The organism is Streptomyces sp. NRRL F-6676 (assembly GCF_000725625.1).
GTDB lineage: Bacteria > Actinomycetota > Actinomycetes > Streptomycetales > Streptomycetaceae > Streptomyces.
In genome coordinates this window covers 39,164-54,541 of the sequence record NZ_JOHS01000001.1, presented here as the reverse complement: position 1 = coordinate 54,541, position 15,378 = coordinate 39,164, and the positions used below count along the sequence as shown (strand labels likewise).

Sequence of the window (15,378 nt, the reverse complement as noted above, 5' to 3'; positions counted from 1 at the left end):
CTTCCCACTCCTGAAGGTGTACGGACGAAGCGGCGGTCACGCGCGCGGCGCGGACGCGGACGCGGACGCGTTCAGGCTGCCAGACCGCGGCTGATGACCAGCCGCTGGATCTGGTTGGTGCCCTCGAAGATCTGCATGATCTTCGCCTCCCGCATGTACCGCTCGACGGGGAAGTCACGCGTGTAGCCGTATCCGCCGAGCACCTGGACGGCGTCGGTGGTGACCTTCATGGCCGCGTCGGTGGCGACCAGCTTGGCCACGCTGGCCTGGCGGCCGAACGCGTGCCCGAGGTCGCGGCGGCGGGCCGCGTCGAGGTACGTGGCGCGGGCGGAGTCGACGGCGGCGGTCATGTCGGCGAGGAGGAAGCCGAGCCCCTGGTGGTCGACGAGGCGCCGGCCGAAGGTGGTGCGCTCGTTGGCGTAGTCGACGGCGACGTCGAGCGCGGCCTGGGCGAGCCCCGTGGCGCAGGCGGCGATACCGAGCCGGCCACAGTCCAGCGCGCTGAAGGCGATCGCGAGCCCCTGGCCCTCCGCGCCGATCAGCCGGTCGGCGTCGAGCAGCGCGCCGTCCCAGTGGGCGGCGGCGGTGGGCACCGCGTGCAGCCCCATCTTGCGCTCGGGCGGGTCGAAGCCCAGCCCGTCGACGGCGCCGGGGGCGAGGAAGCAGGAGACGCCGTGCGGGCCGGGCGCGGTGCGGGCGAAGAGGGAGTAGAAGTCCGCCTTGCCGCCGTGGGTGACCCACGCCTTGGTGCCGGTGATCCGGTAGCCGTCGGCCACGGGCTCGGCCTTGCAGGTCAGGGCGGCCGCGTCCGAGCCGGCGCCCGGCTCGGAGAGGCTGTAGCCGCCGATCCACTCGCCCGCGAGCATGGCGGGCAGCCAGCGCTTCTTCTGCTCCTCGGTGCCGAAGGCGTGCAGCGGGTGGCAGGCCAGGGTGTGGACGCTGGTGGCCACCGCGACGGAGGCCCAGCGAGCGGCGAGCTCCTCCAGGACCTGGAGGTAGACCTCGTAGGGCTGGCCTCCGCCGCCGTACTCCTCGGGATAGACCAGGCCGAGCAGCCCGGCCCGGCCGAGGGTGGCGAACAGTCCCTCGGGGTAGCTCTCGGCCCGTTCGTGCTCCTCGACGCGCGGGGCGAGTTCCTTGTCGGCGATCTCCCTGGTGAGGGCGATGAGATCCGCGGCTTCGGGGGTGGGAAGCAGTCGGTCGACGTCCATGGCGACTCCTAGCGGTACTCCTAGTGGTACCAGAGTACCGCTTTACGTAGCGCCCGCCACAGGTATTGGAATACTGGCCGGGTGATCGACACCTCTGCCGCCGACGGCCCGAAACCGACCGGGCGGGGCGCCGCCCGCCGCTCCGAGCTGTTCGACGAGCTGGTGGACCTCCTGGTCGCCGAGGGCTTCGCCCATCTGACGCTGGACGACCTCGCCGCCCGGCTGCACTGCTCCAAGCGCACCCTGTACGGCCTCGCCGGCAGCAAGGAGCAGCTCGTCCGGACGGCCGTGGTGCACTTCTTCCGGCGGGCGACGACGCACGTGGAGGCGGCGCTCGCCGCCGAGGCCGAGCCCGCCGGACGGCTCGCCGCCTATCTGGGCGCGGTCTCGGCGGAGCTGGCACCGGCCTCGCCGCGGTTCTTCGACGACGTGGCCGCGTTCGAACCGGCCGCAGAGGTCTACGACCGCAACACCCGGGCCGCCGCGCAGCGCATCCAGCAGCTCATCGACGAGGGCATGGCCTCGGGCGCGTTCCGCGAGGTGCATGTGGCCTTCGCGGCGGACGTGATCAGTTCGGTGATGGTGCGCATCCAGCGCCGCCAGGTGGCCGCCACCACCGGTCTGACCGACGCGCAGGCCTACGCCCACCTGGCGGAACTGCTGCTGCACGGCCTGGCCCGCTGAGCCCGGCCCCGGTCAGCTCTCGGCGCTGTCCTCGGACGGCGGGGCGGCCGCCGCCCGCATGGCGCCACGGCGGACCGCCGAGGGCAGCGTGCCGGGGTCGAAGAAGTCGTTGCGCACGGTCGCGTCGACCAGCCGGCCGTCCACCGCGAAGCCGGGGGTGCCGTCCACGCCGTCGTCGTCGAACGCCTTCTCGGATGCGGTGACGAACGAGCGGTACTTCATTCCCTTGACGGCGGCGTCGAAGTCGGCGTCGCGCAGGCCGCCCACCCGTGCGGCCATGCGCAGCAGGAACGCGTCGGTGTAGCCGTCGACGGCTTCCTCGGGCTGATGGTCGAACAGGACGTCGTGGTACTCCAGGAAGAGGCCCTTCTCCAGCGCGGCCCGCAGCGCGTTGGCCGCCTTCCGCGAGCCCTCGCCGCCGAGGTTGTCGTCCAGGAACGAGGCGAGCGTGTACTCGGTCCTGACCTCGCCGGACACCGTCATGTCCCGCAGCTCGTCGGCGCCGGAGTTCTCGAACTCGGCGCAGACCGGGCAGCGCAGGTCCTCGTAGACGTGCACCGCGGTGCCGGCCGCGGGCGAGCCGACGACGATGGTCGTGCCGTCCGCGGCAAGGCGTTCGGGCAGCTGCCCGGAGTCGGCGAAGGAGCCGGCGACGGCCTTGCCGCCGGGCGACGCCTCCGCGTGCGCCTTGCCGTCGCCGCTCCCCCGGTCCCCGCCGCCGTCCGTACCGCCGCCCGTGTCGCAGCCGGCCGCCAGCAGGACGGCGGCGAGGACCCCGGCGGAGGCGGCGGCGCCGCGCGCGCGAAGGCGACGGACGCCGACGCGGCCCGCGCCGCCGCGCGCCGTGTGTCTCCCCGCGGCACCGCTTCGCCCGGAAAGCTTTTCGTTCGCTGTCATGGATCTTTCCCTCCCCTGTGTGCGGAGGAGACCCTATGCGATCTCCGGCCCCCCGCGCACAGGGCGTCCGACCTGCTCAGACGCGGGTCGGCTGCTCACTGTCGAAGGGCGGGGGCAGCGGGCGGACGGGGTCCGGGTCGAGGAGCGCGGTGACCGCCGTCGCCGCCAGGCGGTGCCAGGTCGCGGCCCGGCGCAGCATCGCGTGCTCGCCGCCGTCGATCAGCGCCAGCCGGGCGCGGGCGCCCGCCTCTCCGGCGCGGCGGGCGAGGTCGGCCGCGCCCTGCGGGTCGGTGACCCGGTCGCGGTCGCCGTGGAGGATCAGGACGGTCCGCCCGCGCAACTGGGCGACGGGCTCCCCCGGCGGGCACCAGGGCGCCAGTGCCAGCACGCTCGACACCCGCGGGTGTGCCGCGGCCCGGAGCGCCGCGCGGCCGCCCATCGAGTGGCCGACGAGGACGACCGGCAGCTCCGGGTGGAGCCGGGTCAGTTCCGCCAGGGCGCGCTCGGCGTCCCGCGCGGGGTCGGCGCGGGTGCCGTTCCAGCCGCGGTACCGGTAGACGACACTGCCGAGCAGCAGCCGTCCGCGCGCGGCGGTCGCGCGGCGGATCGCCCGGGCGAAGGGCCGCATGCGCAGCGCGGCCGGGTCCCAGGCGGGGACCGGTTCGAGGCCGTCGGCGCGGCCGCCGTGCAGTAACAGCACGGCGGCCCGCGGGTCCGCCACGTCCCGGGTCAGTCGCAGTGCCGACGGCACCGGTCCCGAGGGCACGCCCGGGACCGGTCCGCCAGACGGATGGGGCGGCACGTCACCGGCTCCGGTCTCCGCGGCCGGCCCCGAAGCCCCCGCGCTCCCTGCCGTCTTCGACGTCTCCGGCATCTCTGTCACCGTGTCGCTCCCCACTCGTCCCGGCCCGCCGGGTCATCGGTCGGCGCGTGCCGTGCGCACGCGCCCCTCAATGATCCGTTGCCGCCCGCCCCACGGTTCGGCCGGGGCGGGTCAGTCCTGTGCCCCGCGGGCCGTCGAGCGGAGGGCCAGTTCGGCGGCCTCCAGGGTGACGAGCGGGGACGTGCCCGCCAGCCCCGGTACGCAGACCACCGTGCCCTTCTCCAGGTCCCGCAGCGAGGCGTCGATCACCTCGCCCACGGGCATCCCGCCCTCCTCGTGCACCCCCTGCTCGCGCCCGGGCACCGGTGCCTCGCCCCGGGAGAGGTGGAACTCGGTGGCCGTCAGGCCGGGGCACAGCACCTGGATCCGCAACGGCGTGTTCGCCAGCTCCGCCGCCAGTGTGCGCGTGAAGGTGACCACGTACCCCTTCGAGCCGCCGTACACCGCCCGCTCGGGCAGCGGATGCGGCGGCAGGGCGCCGGCGAAGGCCAGCTGGGAGGCGACGTTCACCACCGTGCCGTGGCCCCGCTCCAGCATGGCGGGGACCGCCGCGCGGGTCAGGGCGGTGACGGCGAGGACGTTGACGTGCAGCACCTTGGCCAGCAGGGCCGGTTCGAGCTCGGCGAACGGGCCGTAGCCGTTGATCCCCGCGTTGTTGAGCAGGAAGCCGATGTCCCCGCGTGCCACGCGTTCGGCCACCCGGGCCAGATCGTCCGGTCGGGCGAGGTCGGCGACCAGGGGCTCGGCCGCGGTGCCGGTCTCCGCGCGGAGCCGGGCCGCCAGGTCGTCGAGTCGGTCGGCGCGCCGGGCCACCAGGACGGTGTCCCAGCCGTCGGCCGCCAGCCGTGCCGCGTAGGCCGCGCCGATGCCGGAGGAGGCACCCGTCACCAGCGCCGTACCGCGCCGCCCGTCGTCGCTCCCGCTCGCCTGTCCACCCATCGCCTCGCCCTTCGCCGTACCCACTGATGCGTTCGTACGTCCGTACGTACCCGGGTATCCGTACGTGCCCGGGTATCCGTACGTGTCCGTGTGTCCCCCTCCCACCGACCTGCCGTGTCCCCGCGCCTTGGTATCCCGCGTTTCCGCGCCGCGTCGGTCGACACTCCGCTCTCGCGGGTACCCCGTCGTTCCACTTCCAGGTGGAGGAGTCGCCGCGGCGCAGCCAGGAGCGGCTCGGTGCGTGTGTCGAGCGGGCCGGGTGAGCCGCGGAGCCGTACCGGTCAGCGGGCGGAGCGGGCCGCGGTGTGGAGCTGTTCGAGGGCGTCGAGGACGACGGTCCGGCGGTGCCAGGACAGCCAGCGGCCCGCCGCCGCGCCGGTCTCCTCCAACGCCCGCAGCTGCGCGTCGGTGAACCCGGCGAGCGGACGGGCGTGGTGGGAGGAGATCACGCCGAGCACCGCCCCGGCTTTGTTCACCATCGGCACACTGTGGCAGGCGCGGCTGCCGGCCTGGAGGATCGTCGTGCGGGACTCCTCGTCGAAGACGTCCGCGGTGGCGACGTCCGCCACGGTCACCTGGCGGCGCGACTCCGCGGCCTCGGAGCAGGACGTGGTCGGACCCTCGACGAAGGCGAAGTAGTCGGTGAACCGCCGGTTGAGGCCGATGTGCTTCTCCATGCGCAGCACACCGCCCTCGACCAGCTGGACGTTGCCCATGCCGGCCTGGGTGATGCTCAGCACCCGGCGCAGCACCCCGGAGAGGACCGCGCCGTGGCTGTCGCGGTCGGCAGGGGCCACGGGCACGCCGGGCAACGGGGGCGGGCTGTAGCGGGCGCGGCCCGGGAACCAGGTGGCGGCGTCGTCGGCGGGGGCCGGGGTGCGGACCACCGCGTCGGCGAGGGTGTGCAGCCTGATGTTGCGGCGCTGCGAGGCCTCCCGCAGCAGCGCGAACGCCGTGGCGGGGTCGGGCAGCCGGTAACGCTCCATCAGGACTCCCTGGGCCAGGGAGATGCCGGGGTGGGCGTGCAGCCGGTTGCGCAGTTCCGTGGTGCGCCGCTCCAGTTCCGCGGTGTGCTCCCGCAGTTCGGCGTTCTCGCGCCGCAGGGCCGCAAGACCGGGTGCCTCACCGGAGCCGGAGCCGGACCCGGGTGCCTCACCGCTTCCGGGTGCGCCGGTGTCCCGGCCGCCCATGTCGCGCAGCGGCGGGTACTCCGGTTCCTGGCTCATGAAGGGGCGCTCCTGTGAGAGGGGGCAGCAGGCGGTGACATGACCACGCGGCACCGCGACCGGCTCGGCCGGTCCCGGAGACACCGCGGGCGTGCCTGCTTCCCAAGCACCTGCCGCGAGCCTACCCCGCCACGCGGTGCCGCCCACCTCGAACGGCCCGCCCCCGGGGACCGGCGTCCCGCCCGGCCCCGCGTCACCGGAACGCGCCGTACGGTCCCGCCCCGGGCGACTCGTCGGCGTAGGCGATCCGGGCGGTGACCCGTTTGCCGACGGCCTCGCGGCGGATCCGGAAGTCCTGCGCGAGCGCGCTCACGATCTCCAGACCGTGCTGGCCCACTCGCCCGGGGTCCGCCGTCCTGGCCGCGGGCAGCACCGGGTCGCTGTCCCAGACGGCCACCTCGACCGTGTCCTCGACGATCCGCAGGCTGAGCAGGACCGGTCCGGGGGCGTACTTCCTGGCGTTGGTGACCAGTTCGCTGACCACGAGCTGGGTGATCTCCACCGCCCGTTCGGCGACGGGGAGCGCGTACTCCGTGCGGGCGGAGGTGAGGAAGTCGACGGCGAGGCGCCGGGCGTCCGCTATGGACGCCGAGTCGCCGTCCAGCGCGGCGGAGGTCCGTGGGAGACCGCCGTCCGACGCCGTACCGTCCTCGTCGCCGGGTACCGCTTCCATACAGGCCGCCTTCGTTGCCCCCGTCACGCGCTCGCACATACCCCCGAAACCCGCTTCACACGCCTGTGAGACACCACACGGCCCCGCCGGCCCCGAAGGGGCGGCGGAGCCGTGGCCGGGTGTCCGGGTCACTTGCCAGGCATCAGCACGGTGTCGACGATGTACACATTGGCGTTGGCCGTCTTGACGTTGCCGCAGACCACCTTCGAGGAGTCGTTCACGGTGTACGACTCGCCGGAGCCGGAGGTGGTGAGCTTCTCCTTCTCCAGGGTGGCGAAGGAGCCCTTTTCCAGGTCCTTCGGCGTGAGCTTCTGGCCGACGACGTGGTAGGTGAGGATCTTCGTCAACTGGGCCTTGTCGGCCAGGACCTTGTCCAGGGTCGCCTTCGGGATCTTGGCGAAGGCGTCGTTGGTGGGCGCGAAGACGGTGATGTCCTTGGCGTTGTTCAGCGTGTCGACGAGGCCGGCCTTCTTGACCGCCGAGACGAGGGTGGACAGCGCCGGGTTGTTCGAGGCGGCCGTGGCCACCGGGTCCTGGGCCATGCCGTCGAAGGAGCCGGCGCCGGACTTCGGCACGGAGGAACAGGCCGGGCCGAACGGCTCGTCCGTCGTGCTCGTGTTCCCGGAGGTTCCGGAGTCGTCCGAGCCCGTCGCCTTGCCGGTGGCGGTCGCCGACGCCTTGCCCGGGTCGGAGGAGGCGCTGTCGCTCTTGCCGTCGTCGGAGCAGGCGGTCAGCGCCAGCGGCAGCAGGGCGGCGGTGGCGACGGCCACGGCGGTACGACGGATCGCGCGCTTCATGAAGGATCTCCTGAGTGTGGTGGTGCGGTGTCGTGCGGCTCGGACGCCGCGCGGTGGGGAAGGCAGTGCGGACACTGCGGCTGGGGGGGGTGAGGGCCCGTCGGTGGCAGGCGGCGCGCCCGGGGTGTCGTCAGTCCACGGTGACCACCACCGAGTGCCATCCGCTCGCCCCGTCGGGGACGGTGCGGGTGCGTTTGTCCGTCTGGACCTCGCCGGTCCGGTCCGTGGCCCGGACGGTCAGGGTGTGGCCGCCGGGGGTCGCCCGCCACGGCAGCGACCACTGCCGCCAGGTGTCGGCCGTGTCCTGCGCCGCCAGGTCGGCGGTCTCCCAGGGCCCGTCGTCGACGCGGACCTCGACCCGGTCGATGCCCCGGTGCTGCGCCCACGCCACCCCGGCGACCATGACGGTGCCGGCCTTGGGGCGGGCGAAGGGCTTGGGGGTGTCGATGCGGGACTCGGTCTTGACGGGCGCCTTGCGGGCCCAGCCGCGCTTGACCCAGTAGGGGTCGTAGGAGTCGAACGTGGTGAGTTCGATGTCCTCGATCCACTTGCAGGCCGAGACGAAGCCGTACAGGCCGGGCACGACCATGCGGACGGGGAAGCCGTGGACGAAGGGCAGCGGTTCGCCGTTCATGCCGACGGCGAGGAGTGCGTCCCGTCCGTCCATGACGTCCTCGACGGGGGTGCCGAGCGTCATGCCGTCCACGGAGCGGGCGACGAGCTGGTCGGCGGGGCCGCCGTGGGAGGGCGGCTTCACCCCGCAGTCGGCCAGCAGGTCGGCCAGGCGGACGCCGATCCAGCGGGCGTTGCCCACGTACGGGCCGCCGACCTCGTTGGAGACGCAGGTCAGGGTGATGTCCCGTTCGACCAGGTCCCGGTGGAGCAGGTCGTCGTAGGTGAACGTGCGGTCCCGGGAGACGCCCTTGCCGTGGATGCGCAGCCGCCAGGAGGAGGCGTCCACCTTCGGCACCACCAGGGCGGTGTCGACGCGGTAGAAGTCCTCGTTCGGCGTCACGAAGGGGCTGAGGCCGGGGATCTTCAGCCGGGCGGCCTTGGGTATCGGGTCCGCCGTCGAGCCGGGCGCGGGGAGCACCACGGCGTCGCGGGAGGCGACCGCGCCCCGGCCGCTCGCCCCGTTCAGGTACCGGCCGCCGACCCCCGCCGCGGTGGAGGCGGCGGCCGCGGCGCCCGCGGCGACGAGGAACCCGCGCCGGTCCCAGCCGGCGTCCCTTCCGGCGGCGACCGCGGGCGCAGACTCCGCGGTGGCCGCGGCCCGGACCCCGCTCGGCGGGGAATCCGGCGCGGGCGTCCTGAGCAGGAGCCGGCCCACCAGGACGTACAGCAGGGCGGCCCCGGCGGCGCCCCCGACCAGGGAGGGCACGGCGTCGGTCCAGCCCTCCGAGTCGGGGCGGCCCGTGGCGGCGACGGCGCCGACGACACCGAAGAGGAGCACGCCCGCCGAGCCGGTGCGGCGGCGGTGCAGCGCGGCCGTGCCGAGCAGCAGCGCGATCACGGCGAGGACCGCGACGATCCCGAGTTGCAGCACCAGTTTGTCGTCGGTGCCGAAGTGCCGGATCGCCCAGTCCTTCACGGCGGCGGGTGTGCGGTCGATGACGGCGGACCCCACGGCGACCACCGGGCCCGCCTCGGGGCGGACGGCGGCCGACACCAGCTCGGCCACGGCGAGTGCCGCGTACCCCGCGAGGAGTCCGCTCGCCGCGGCGAGCAGATGCCGCGTCCGGGCGGCCGGCCGGTGCTGGTTCTTTCCTTCGTCGCTCACGTGGGGAATCCGGCGCCGACGGCTGCGCGGATTGGCCGATCACTCAATTGGGGGGAATTATTTTTCGGACCAATCCGGGGCGGCTTCGGTTACGGATCATGTTGTGGTACTCCACGCCAGATACCCGAGAAAGCGCACATGAGCTGCGTTTCTCTGCGGCACGAGCGGGAAGAGGGCCGTCGCCGCACAGGTAATACGAAAAAGCGCCGGCCGCCACGGAAAGCGGCGACCGGCGCTCGTGAGGAAAAAGCGAAGACGCGGTGACGAATTCGGTTCTCAGGCCGAGAACGGCACCAGTGTGAGCGGTGTGGACGTCGGCCGGGGCGAGCCCCCGGCGGGTTCGAGGGTGACGCCCATGCCGGACGCGCCGTCGAGGGCGCCCTTCATGAGGACGGCCTCCGTGGAGCGGTCGGGGTCCATCAGTCCGGCCGGCCGCATGCTGCCGCCGTCGTCGAACCAGAGCTGGTAGACCTTGCCCTCGGGGGGCCGGTCCATCCCGGCGACCACGAACACCGCCCTGTTCTCGCTCCTGGAGACCACGACGGTGCCGGTGGCGCCCTTGAGGCCGGCGGTGCGGGTCCTGGCGTCGGGTGCGGCCAGGACGGCCGCGATCTCGTCCGCCCGGTGCTCGGCCCGCCGGGCCTGTTCCTGGGCGGCGTCCGCCTGTTGGTGCTGCCACACCGCGGTGCCGCCGAGGGCGGCCGCGGCGGCGAGGCAGGCGGCCAGTGCCCACCGGGACAGCCGCCGCGTCCGGACGGCGCCGGTGCCCGTGGGGCGTGCCGCGGGGGTGGTGCGCGGGGGCTCCTGGCGGACGGTGGTGATGCGCCGCAGCACCTCCTCCTTCAGCTGCGGGCGCGGCGGCGCGGCGGCGGCGCCGCCCAGGCGGGCGGCGGTCGCGGTCAGTTCGCGGACCTCCGCGGCGCACGGCTCGCAGACGGACAGATGCCGTTCGAAGGCGTCCCGCTCCCGCCCGTCGAGAGCGTGCAGGGCGTAGGCGCCGGTCAGCGTGTGCAGGTCGGCCGTGTCGGCGGTCATGCGGTCACCCCCAGGCAGTCGCGCAGCCGGATGAGTCCGTCCCGCAGCCGGGTCTTGACGGTGCCGAGCGGCAGCGTCAGTAGTTCGGCGACCTCGCGGTAGGTCAGCCCCCGGTAGTAGGCGAGGTCGACCGCCTGGCGCTGCACCTCGGTGAGGGTGCGCAGACAGCGGCGTACCTGTTCGCGCTCCAGGCTCGCCTCGACCGCTTCGGTGACCTCGTCGTACTCGGGGGTGCGCTCCAGCAGGGCGGCCTTGTGCTCGCGGGCGGCCGAGGCGTCGACCGAGCGCACCCGGTCGACGGCGCGGCGGTGGGCGAGGGTCAGGACCCAGTTCCGGACGCTGCCGCGCTCGGGGCGGTAGTTGGCGGCGGTGCGCCAGACCTCCACCAGCACCTCCTGGGCGACCTCCTCGGACTGCGCCCTGTCGCGCAGCACGCTGCGGGCGATGCCCAGCACGGAGCCGACGACGGCGTCGTAGACGGAGGCGAAGGCCTCCTGGTCGCCCTGGGCGACGCTGCGCAGCAGTTCTTGCAGGTCGGGCTGGGCGGAGGGGTGGGGCCCAATCCGTACGGGCTCTCTCACGTCATGGTCCTTCGGTCCTTCGGGGCGGGCGGACGGCGGGTGTCTGCTCGGGCGGGTACCCGGTGGTGGGGGTACACGGGTGATCCGTAGCCGAGGCCCCCGCGGTTTGGTCGGCGGTGGCATAGCGCGTGACCATGGCGACGAGTTCGTTCTCGAGCCGGGTGGCGTCGAGCGGGTCGGGGGCGGCGATGAGCTGGTGGACGAGGAGTTCGACCGTGGCGACGATCAGCCGGGCGGCGACGTAGGTGTCCTCCACGTGGGCGTCGGGGTGCCGGACGAGGAGGTCCTCGACGTAGCGGACGCGTTCCTGCTCGTAGCGGGAGACGCGGTCGAGCAGTTCGGCGGAGCGGGGCGCCTGCTCGGCCATGACCTGGAGCAGGTGCGGGTCGTGGCGGTGGTTCTCGATGACGATGCGCACATGGGCGCGGAAGATGCCCTCCAGGGTGCCGGGCAGCGCCTCGTCCTGGAGGCGCAGGAGCGCCTGCCGCCCGTCGTCGAGGTGCCGGGCCACCAGTTCGAGCAGGATCGCGTCCTTGTTCGGGTAGTACTGGTAGAGCGAGCCGATGGAGATCCGGGCCCGCTCGGCGATCCGGTTGGTGGTCCCGGCGGCGTAGCCCTGCTCGGCGAAAACGTGAGCAGCGGCGGTGAGGATGCGCTGCCGGGTGAGTTCGGCCCGGGCCTGGCGGGGCTGTTTACGTGGCTGAAGCCGGCGTCGCTCCGAGGTCACGGCACCTCCTGGGCGGGGTGTGGAATGCGAGTGGCGGACGACCTGAACAATTGCTCACAATAGTGCCATGACCTGCGGCGCAGTGGTGTGTCACCGTTTCGCGCCGCCGTCGGCGGATGGGCGGGGCGGCACGACAGGGCCCCTCGCACCCGCCGTTGCCGCCCGCTGTGGAAGGAGCCCTCATGGCCCACACCCGCACCCGCCCCCGGCCGCTCTCGCCGGAAGAGGTCCTCGCCCTGATCGGGGACCGCGACCCCATGGCCACGAGCAAGATCATCGATCACATCGACGAGCAGTTCCGCCGCTTCATCGCGCACTCGCCCTTCCTCACGATGGCCACGGCGGACGCGGCGGGCAACGCCGACTGCTCGCCGCGCGGCGACTACCCGGGCTTCGTGAAGGTCCTGGACGAGCACACGCTCGCCATCCCGGACCGGCCCGGCAACAGGATCGCCGACTCCTTCCGCAACCTCGCCGAGAACGACGGCATCGGACTGCTGTTCCTCATCCCCGGCATGCGGGAGACGCTGCGGGTCAACGGCCGCGCCTACCCGACCGACGAACCGGAGGTGCTCGCCCGGCTGCACGCCGAGGGCAGGACGCCGCAACTGGCGATCGTCGTACGGGTGGAGCAGGCGTACGGGCACTGCGGCCGCGCGCTCATCCGGTCCCGGCTGTGGGACCCGGCGAGCCGGGCCCTGGCCGACGAGATGCCGACGGCCGGCGAGATGTTCACCGCCCAGCTCGGGCTGGACATCGATCCGAAGGTGATCGACGACGGCCTCGAAGAGGCCTACCGGAAGCTGTACTGACCATGCCGCCGACCACACCACCGGCCCTGCCCTCCCCCGTTCCCCCTCCCACCGGCCGACAAGGCGGAGCACCGATGCAGCAGACCCTCCTCGAACGCGTGGAGCCGCTCGCGCGTGACGTCGTCTCCCTCGTCCTGCGCGGGGCCGGCGGCCCGCTCGCCCCCTGGGAGCCGGGGGCGCACGTCGACCTCCTGCTGCCGAACTGGCTGACCCGGCAGTACTCGCTGTGCGGGGACCCGGCGGACCGGGACACCTACCGTGTCGCGGTGCGGCACGAGCGGCTGAGCCGCGGCGGCTCGGAGTACGTCCACCGGTTCCTGCGCCCGGGCCGGCCGCTCCACGTCTCGCTGCCGCGGAACAACTTCCCGCTGCTGCCCGCGCCGGAGTACCTCTTCCTCGCCGGGGGCATCGGCATCACCCCGCTGCTGCCGATGCTGCGGGCGGCCGTCGACGCGGGGGCCGCGGCCTCGCTCGTGTACGTGGGCAGGTCGGCCGCGTCCATGCCGTTCCTGGACGAGGTGCGCTCCTGGGGCGGCGAGCGGGTGCACGTCGTCGAGACCGGGGAGCACCGCAGGCCCGGCCTCGCCGCGCACGCCGCCGCGCTGGGCCCCGAAGCCCTGGTCTACTGCTGCGGTCCCGAAGCGATGCTGCGCGCGGCCAAGGCGGTGTTCCCGGCCGGGCGGCTGCACGCGGAGCGGTTCCGGCCCGCCGCCCGGGAGTTCGCGCCCGACACCCCGTTCGAGGCGGTCTGCGCCCGCTCCGGGCAGACGCTCCGGGTGCCGGCGGACGAGTCACTGCTGAGCGTGCTCCAGCACGCCGGGCACCCGCTGCCGTCCGGCTGCCGCGAGGGCGTCTGCGGGAGCTGCGAACTCACCGTCGTGGACGGCGAGCCCGAGCACCGCGACGAGATCGGCGCCCCCGCCGGGCGGATGTACCCGTGCGTGTCCCGGGCGCTGTCGCCCCGGCTCGTCGTGGACCTCTGACGGCCGCGGTGGAGGACACGTTCGGTCGGCGAGGGCCGAGACGGACCGGTCCCGTCAGTCGGCGGGTGCCGAGGCCGACCGGTCCAGCGAGGCCCGCAACTGGTGGAGCCGGACCGCGAGATGGAGGCGGAGTGCGGAGTCCGGGGAGCGCCAGTCCTCGCCGAGCAGCACACCGATCCGGTGCAACCGCTTGAGCAGCGTGTTCATGTGCACGTGCAGCGCGGTGGCGGTCTGGCGCAGATTGCCGGAGTGGGCGAAGTAGGCGGCCGTGGTGGCGACCAGGTCGGTGCCGCGCCGCCGGTCGTAGTCGAGGAGCGCGCCGAGCTCGTCGGTGAGGAACCGGTCGAGGTCGTGGGTGCGCTGGGGGTCGAAGACGAGCGCGTACATCGCGTACTGGCGGGTGGTCGCCCCCCGGTCGTCCTCCCCCAGCGCGCGCATCACCTCCACGCAACGCTGGGCCAGCGAGAACGAGCGGGAGCGCTCCTGCCCCGCGACCCGGTCGGCGACCAGCAGCAGCGGCGCGCCGAGGGTGCGGCGCAGCCCCTGGTGGAGGGTGCGCGCCGCCTCCTCGACGTCGTCGGCGCGCAGCAGCATCGTCGCCCGGCCGAGGTACTCGCCCGCCAGCCCCGACCACTCGGGGGAGACGGCGTTCAGCCGGCGTACGACGTCACTGGTGGGTTTTCCGGGACAGTCGGCCACGACGAGGACGTCCAGGTGGTCGACGTCGACACCGCGGGCCAGCGCCCGGTCGCGGTGGGCCGGGTGCAGGGGCGCGCGGGACAGCAGTTCGGTGAGGAGTTCGCCGCGCACCCGCTCCTCCGCCTCGACGCGGGCGTCACGCATGAGGACCAGCAGCCCCATGATCTGGGCGGACCGTTCCAGCATGCGGATGTCCGCCGGTTCCGGCGCGGCCCCGCGGGCCAGGGAGAGCGCGCCGAGGTGGCTGCCGCCGGCGTGGACGGCCGCGACGCTGCGGACGACCCCGTCCGCGCCGCGCGCGGAGGCGCACCGCCCGGTGCTGCGCGCCTCCTCCAGCAGCGCCCTGACCGGTTCCCGGTCCTCGTCGGCCGGCTGTCCCGCGGCGCACCGGACGGCGACGATCCGGTCGTCGCGGTCCAGGACGGTGACCGTGCCGCTCAGATGCTCCACCAGCAGCCGCGCGATGTCGCCGGGACCCCCGCCCGTCAGGACGACGTGGGTCAGCGCCTCGTGCACGGCGGCGGCCCGCTCCACCGACGTGACCTGCTCCTCGATGGTGCGGTACGCCTCCCGCAGCCGTCGCAGGGAGACGCGGCTCTCCTCGTACAGCCGGGCGTTGTTGAGGGCGATCGCGGCGTGGTCGGCGAAGGCACTGAGGAGGGCCACCTCGTCCTTCTCGAAGGGGCGTTCGGTGCGGTCGGCGGCGAAGAGGACGCCGACCACCCGCTCGCCCACCAGGAGCGGCACGCCCAGCAGCGCCACGAGCCCCTCGTCGGGCACGAGCGAGTCGAACACGGGGCGGTGGCTGAGGACCTGTGCCTCGCGGTAGTTGCTCACCCAGAACGGGGCCCGGGACTCGATCACCCGGGCGCCGAGCCCGCCGCCGGGAGGCATCCACGCCGAGGAGAACTCGTGCGAGATCGTGCCGGCCGAGGCGCTCAGCTTGAGGTTGCCCTCCGCGTCCAGCAGCGAGAGGTAGGCGATGTCGCTGCCGATCAGTTCGTGGGCGTGCCGGACGATCGAGGAGAGCACCTCGCCCACCTCGCCGAGCGCGGCCAGCGAACGGGCCGTCGCGTACAGGCTGCTGAGCTCGCGCTCGCGGCGCAGCCGGTAGGAGACGAGTTCGCCGTGGTCGCGGGGGCCCGGGTCGTGCGGACCGTGGTCGCGGGGGCCCGGGTCGTGGGCGCCGGCGGCGCCGGAATCGCTCTGCGGCATCAGGGTCCCTGTCGGTGTGCCCGCGAGGCGGGGGAGGGGTCGGATCAGGGGGTGGACGTCCCTCACACCCCAGGGCGGCGACAAGTGTACGGACGTTCCATCCTACGGAGCCCCGGCTCAGCCCTACTCTCACCCCAACGCGGACGGTTGTGATGCGGGTCGCAGCCGCCCGTCACAGCAGCGGCGCCCGACGGCCGGCGGGCGAACGTCCCTCGCTCACCCTCTTCCACACCCCA

General features: G+C 73.8%; 15 protein-coding genes. 3 read left to right on the top strand and 12 right to left on the bottom strand.

What is annotated here, in order from left to right; all coding sequences use genetic code 11:
* Positions 1-71: 71 nt before the first annotated feature.
* Positions 72-1,211 (bottom strand): acyl-CoA dehydrogenase family protein, encoded by a 1,140-nt coding sequence (locus tag IO29_RS00240; RefSeq protein WP_030381175.1) that lies wholly within the window; start codon positions 1,209-1,211, stop codon positions 72-74.
* Between the two features lie 81 nt (positions 1,212-1,292).
* Between IO29_RS00240 and IO29_RS00235 the strand changes: the two genes are divergently transcribed.
* Complete coding sequence (locus IO29_RS00235) at positions 1,293-1,895, top strand: TetR/AcrR family transcriptional regulator (protein ID WP_030381174.1); 603 nt, start codon at positions 1,293-1,295, stop codon at positions 1,893-1,895.
* Positions 1,896-1,907: 12 nt separating this feature from the next.
* On the opposite strand, the gene IO29_RS00230 is transcribed toward IO29_RS00235, so the two are convergent.
* The 10 genes from IO29_RS00230 to IO29_RS00185 form a co-directional block, all read right to left on the bottom strand.
* Complete coding sequence (locus IO29_RS00230) at positions 1,908-2,792, bottom strand: DsbA family protein (protein WP_078618387.1); 885 nt, start codon at positions 2,790-2,792, stop codon at positions 1,908-1,910.
* Between the two features lie 76 nt (positions 2,793-2,868).
* Positions 2,869-3,558 carry an alpha/beta hydrolase gene (locus IO29_RS00225; RefSeq protein ID WP_051707835.1) on the bottom strand — a complete coding sequence of 230 codons (690 nt, stop codon included), beginning with the start codon at positions 3,556-3,558 and terminating at the stop codon, positions 2,869-2,871.
* Between the two features lie 228 nt (positions 3,559-3,786).
* Positions 3,787-4,638: an SDR family NAD(P)-dependent oxidoreductase gene (locus IO29_RS00220; RefSeq protein ID WP_324608176.1), complete on the bottom strand. Its 852-nt coding sequence runs from the start codon at positions 4,636-4,638 to the stop codon at positions 3,787-3,789.
* Positions 4,639-4,895: 257 nt separating this feature from the next.
* Positions 4,896-5,840 carry an ANTAR domain-containing protein gene (locus IO29_RS00215; protein ID WP_030381170.1) on the bottom strand — a complete coding sequence of 315 codons (945 nt, stop codon included), beginning with the start codon at positions 5,838-5,840 and terminating at the stop codon, positions 4,896-4,898.
* Positions 5,841-6,033: 193 nt separating this feature from the next.
* Positions 6,034-6,513 carry an ATP-binding protein gene (locus IO29_RS00210; protein WP_030381169.1) on the bottom strand — a complete coding sequence of 160 codons (480 nt, stop codon included), beginning with the start codon at positions 6,511-6,513 and terminating at the stop codon, positions 6,034-6,036.
* A 128-nt stretch (positions 6,514-6,641) separates the two neighbouring features.
* Positions 6,642-7,310, bottom strand: a complete 669-nt coding sequence (locus IO29_RS00205) for a fasciclin domain-containing protein (RefSeq protein ID WP_030381168.1) — start codon at positions 7,308-7,310, stop codon at positions 6,642-6,644.
* A gap of 130 nt (positions 7,311-7,440) precedes the next feature.
* On the bottom strand, positions 7,441-9,090 hold the full coding sequence (locus tag IO29_RS00200; RefSeq protein ID WP_051707834.1) for a molybdopterin-dependent oxidoreductase: 1,650 nt from the start codon (positions 9,088-9,090) through the stop codon (positions 7,441-7,443).
* Positions 9,091-9,366: 276 nt separating this feature from the next.
* Positions 9,367-10,125 (bottom strand): anti-sigma factor, encoded by a 759-nt coding sequence (locus IO29_RS00195; RefSeq protein WP_030381166.1) that lies wholly within the window; start codon positions 10,123-10,125, stop codon positions 9,367-9,369.
* Entirely contained in the window at positions 10,122-10,706 is a 585-nt protein-coding gene (locus tag IO29_RS00190) for a sigma-70 family RNA polymerase sigma factor (RefSeq protein WP_030381165.1), read from the bottom strand. Before IO29_RS00190 ends, IO29_RS00195 begins: the two co-directional genes overlap by 4 nt.
* A 1-nt stretch (position 10,707) precedes the next feature.
* The gene (locus IO29_RS00185; RefSeq protein WP_078618385.1) at positions 10,708-11,433 is read right to left on the bottom strand and encodes a TetR/AcrR family transcriptional regulator; all 726 of its coding nucleotides are present in this window, start codon (positions 11,431-11,433) and stop codon (positions 10,708-10,710) included.
* A 182-nt stretch (positions 11,434-11,615) separates the two neighbouring features.
* Between IO29_RS00185 and IO29_RS00180 the strand changes: the two genes are divergently transcribed.
* Both IO29_RS00180 and IO29_RS00175 read left to right on the top strand, forming a co-directional pair.
* Positions 11,616-12,245 carry an MSMEG_1061 family FMN-dependent PPOX-type flavoprotein gene (locus IO29_RS00180; protein ID WP_030381163.1) on the top strand — a complete coding sequence of 210 codons (630 nt, stop codon included), beginning with the start codon at positions 11,616-11,618 and terminating at the stop codon, positions 12,243-12,245.
* A 74-nt stretch (positions 12,246-12,319) separates the two neighbouring features.
* Positions 12,320-13,228, top strand: coding sequence for a PDR/VanB family oxidoreductase (locus IO29_RS00175; protein WP_030381162.1), 909 nt, complete (start codon positions 12,320-12,322; stop codon positions 13,226-13,228).
* 54 nt (positions 13,229-13,282) lie between these two features.
* On the opposite strand, the gene IO29_RS00170 is transcribed toward IO29_RS00175, so the two are convergent.
* A complete protein-coding gene (locus tag IO29_RS00170) occupies positions 13,283-15,142 on the bottom strand; it encodes a helix-turn-helix domain-containing protein (RefSeq protein WP_030381161.1) in 1,860 nt (619 codons plus the stop codon).
* Positions 15,143-15,378 lie beyond the last annotated feature (236 nt).

Bases quoted from the DNA above. Each gene is read 5' to 3' on its own strand.
- IO29_RS00240 (WP_030381175.1), bottom strand. From the start codon at position 1,211: ATGGACGTCGACCGACTGCTTCCCACCCCCGAAGCCGCGGATCTCATC.
- IO29_RS00170 (WP_030381161.1), bottom strand. From the start codon at position 15,142: ATGCCGCAGAGCGATTCCGGCGCCGCCGGCGCCCACGACCCGGGCCCC.
- IO29_RS00210 (WP_030381169.1), bottom strand. From the start codon at position 6,513: ATGGAAGCGGTACCCGGCGACGAGGACGGTACGGCGTCGGACGGCGGT.
- IO29_RS00195 (WP_030381166.1), bottom strand. From the start codon at position 10,125: ATGACCGCCGACACGGCCGACCTGCACACGCTGACCGGCGCCTACGCC.
- IO29_RS00205 (WP_030381168.1), bottom strand. From the start codon at position 7,310: ATGAAGCGCGCGATCCGTCGTACCGCCGTGGCCGTCGCCACCGCCGCC.
- IO29_RS00230 (WP_078618387.1), bottom strand. From the start codon at position 2,792: ATGACAGCGAACGAAAAGCTTTCCGGGCGAAGCGGTGCCGCGGGGAGA.
- IO29_RS00175 (WP_030381162.1), top strand. From the start codon at position 12,320: ATGCAGCAGACCCTCCTCGAACGCGTGGAGCCGCTCGCGCGTGACGTC.
- IO29_RS00215 (WP_030381170.1), bottom strand. From the start codon at position 5,840: ATGAGCCAGGAACCGGAGTACCCGCCGCTGCGCGACATGGGCGGCCGG.
- IO29_RS00180 (WP_030381163.1), top strand. From the start codon at position 11,616: ATGGCCCACACCCGCACCCGCCCCCGGCCGCTCTCGCCGGAAGAGGTC.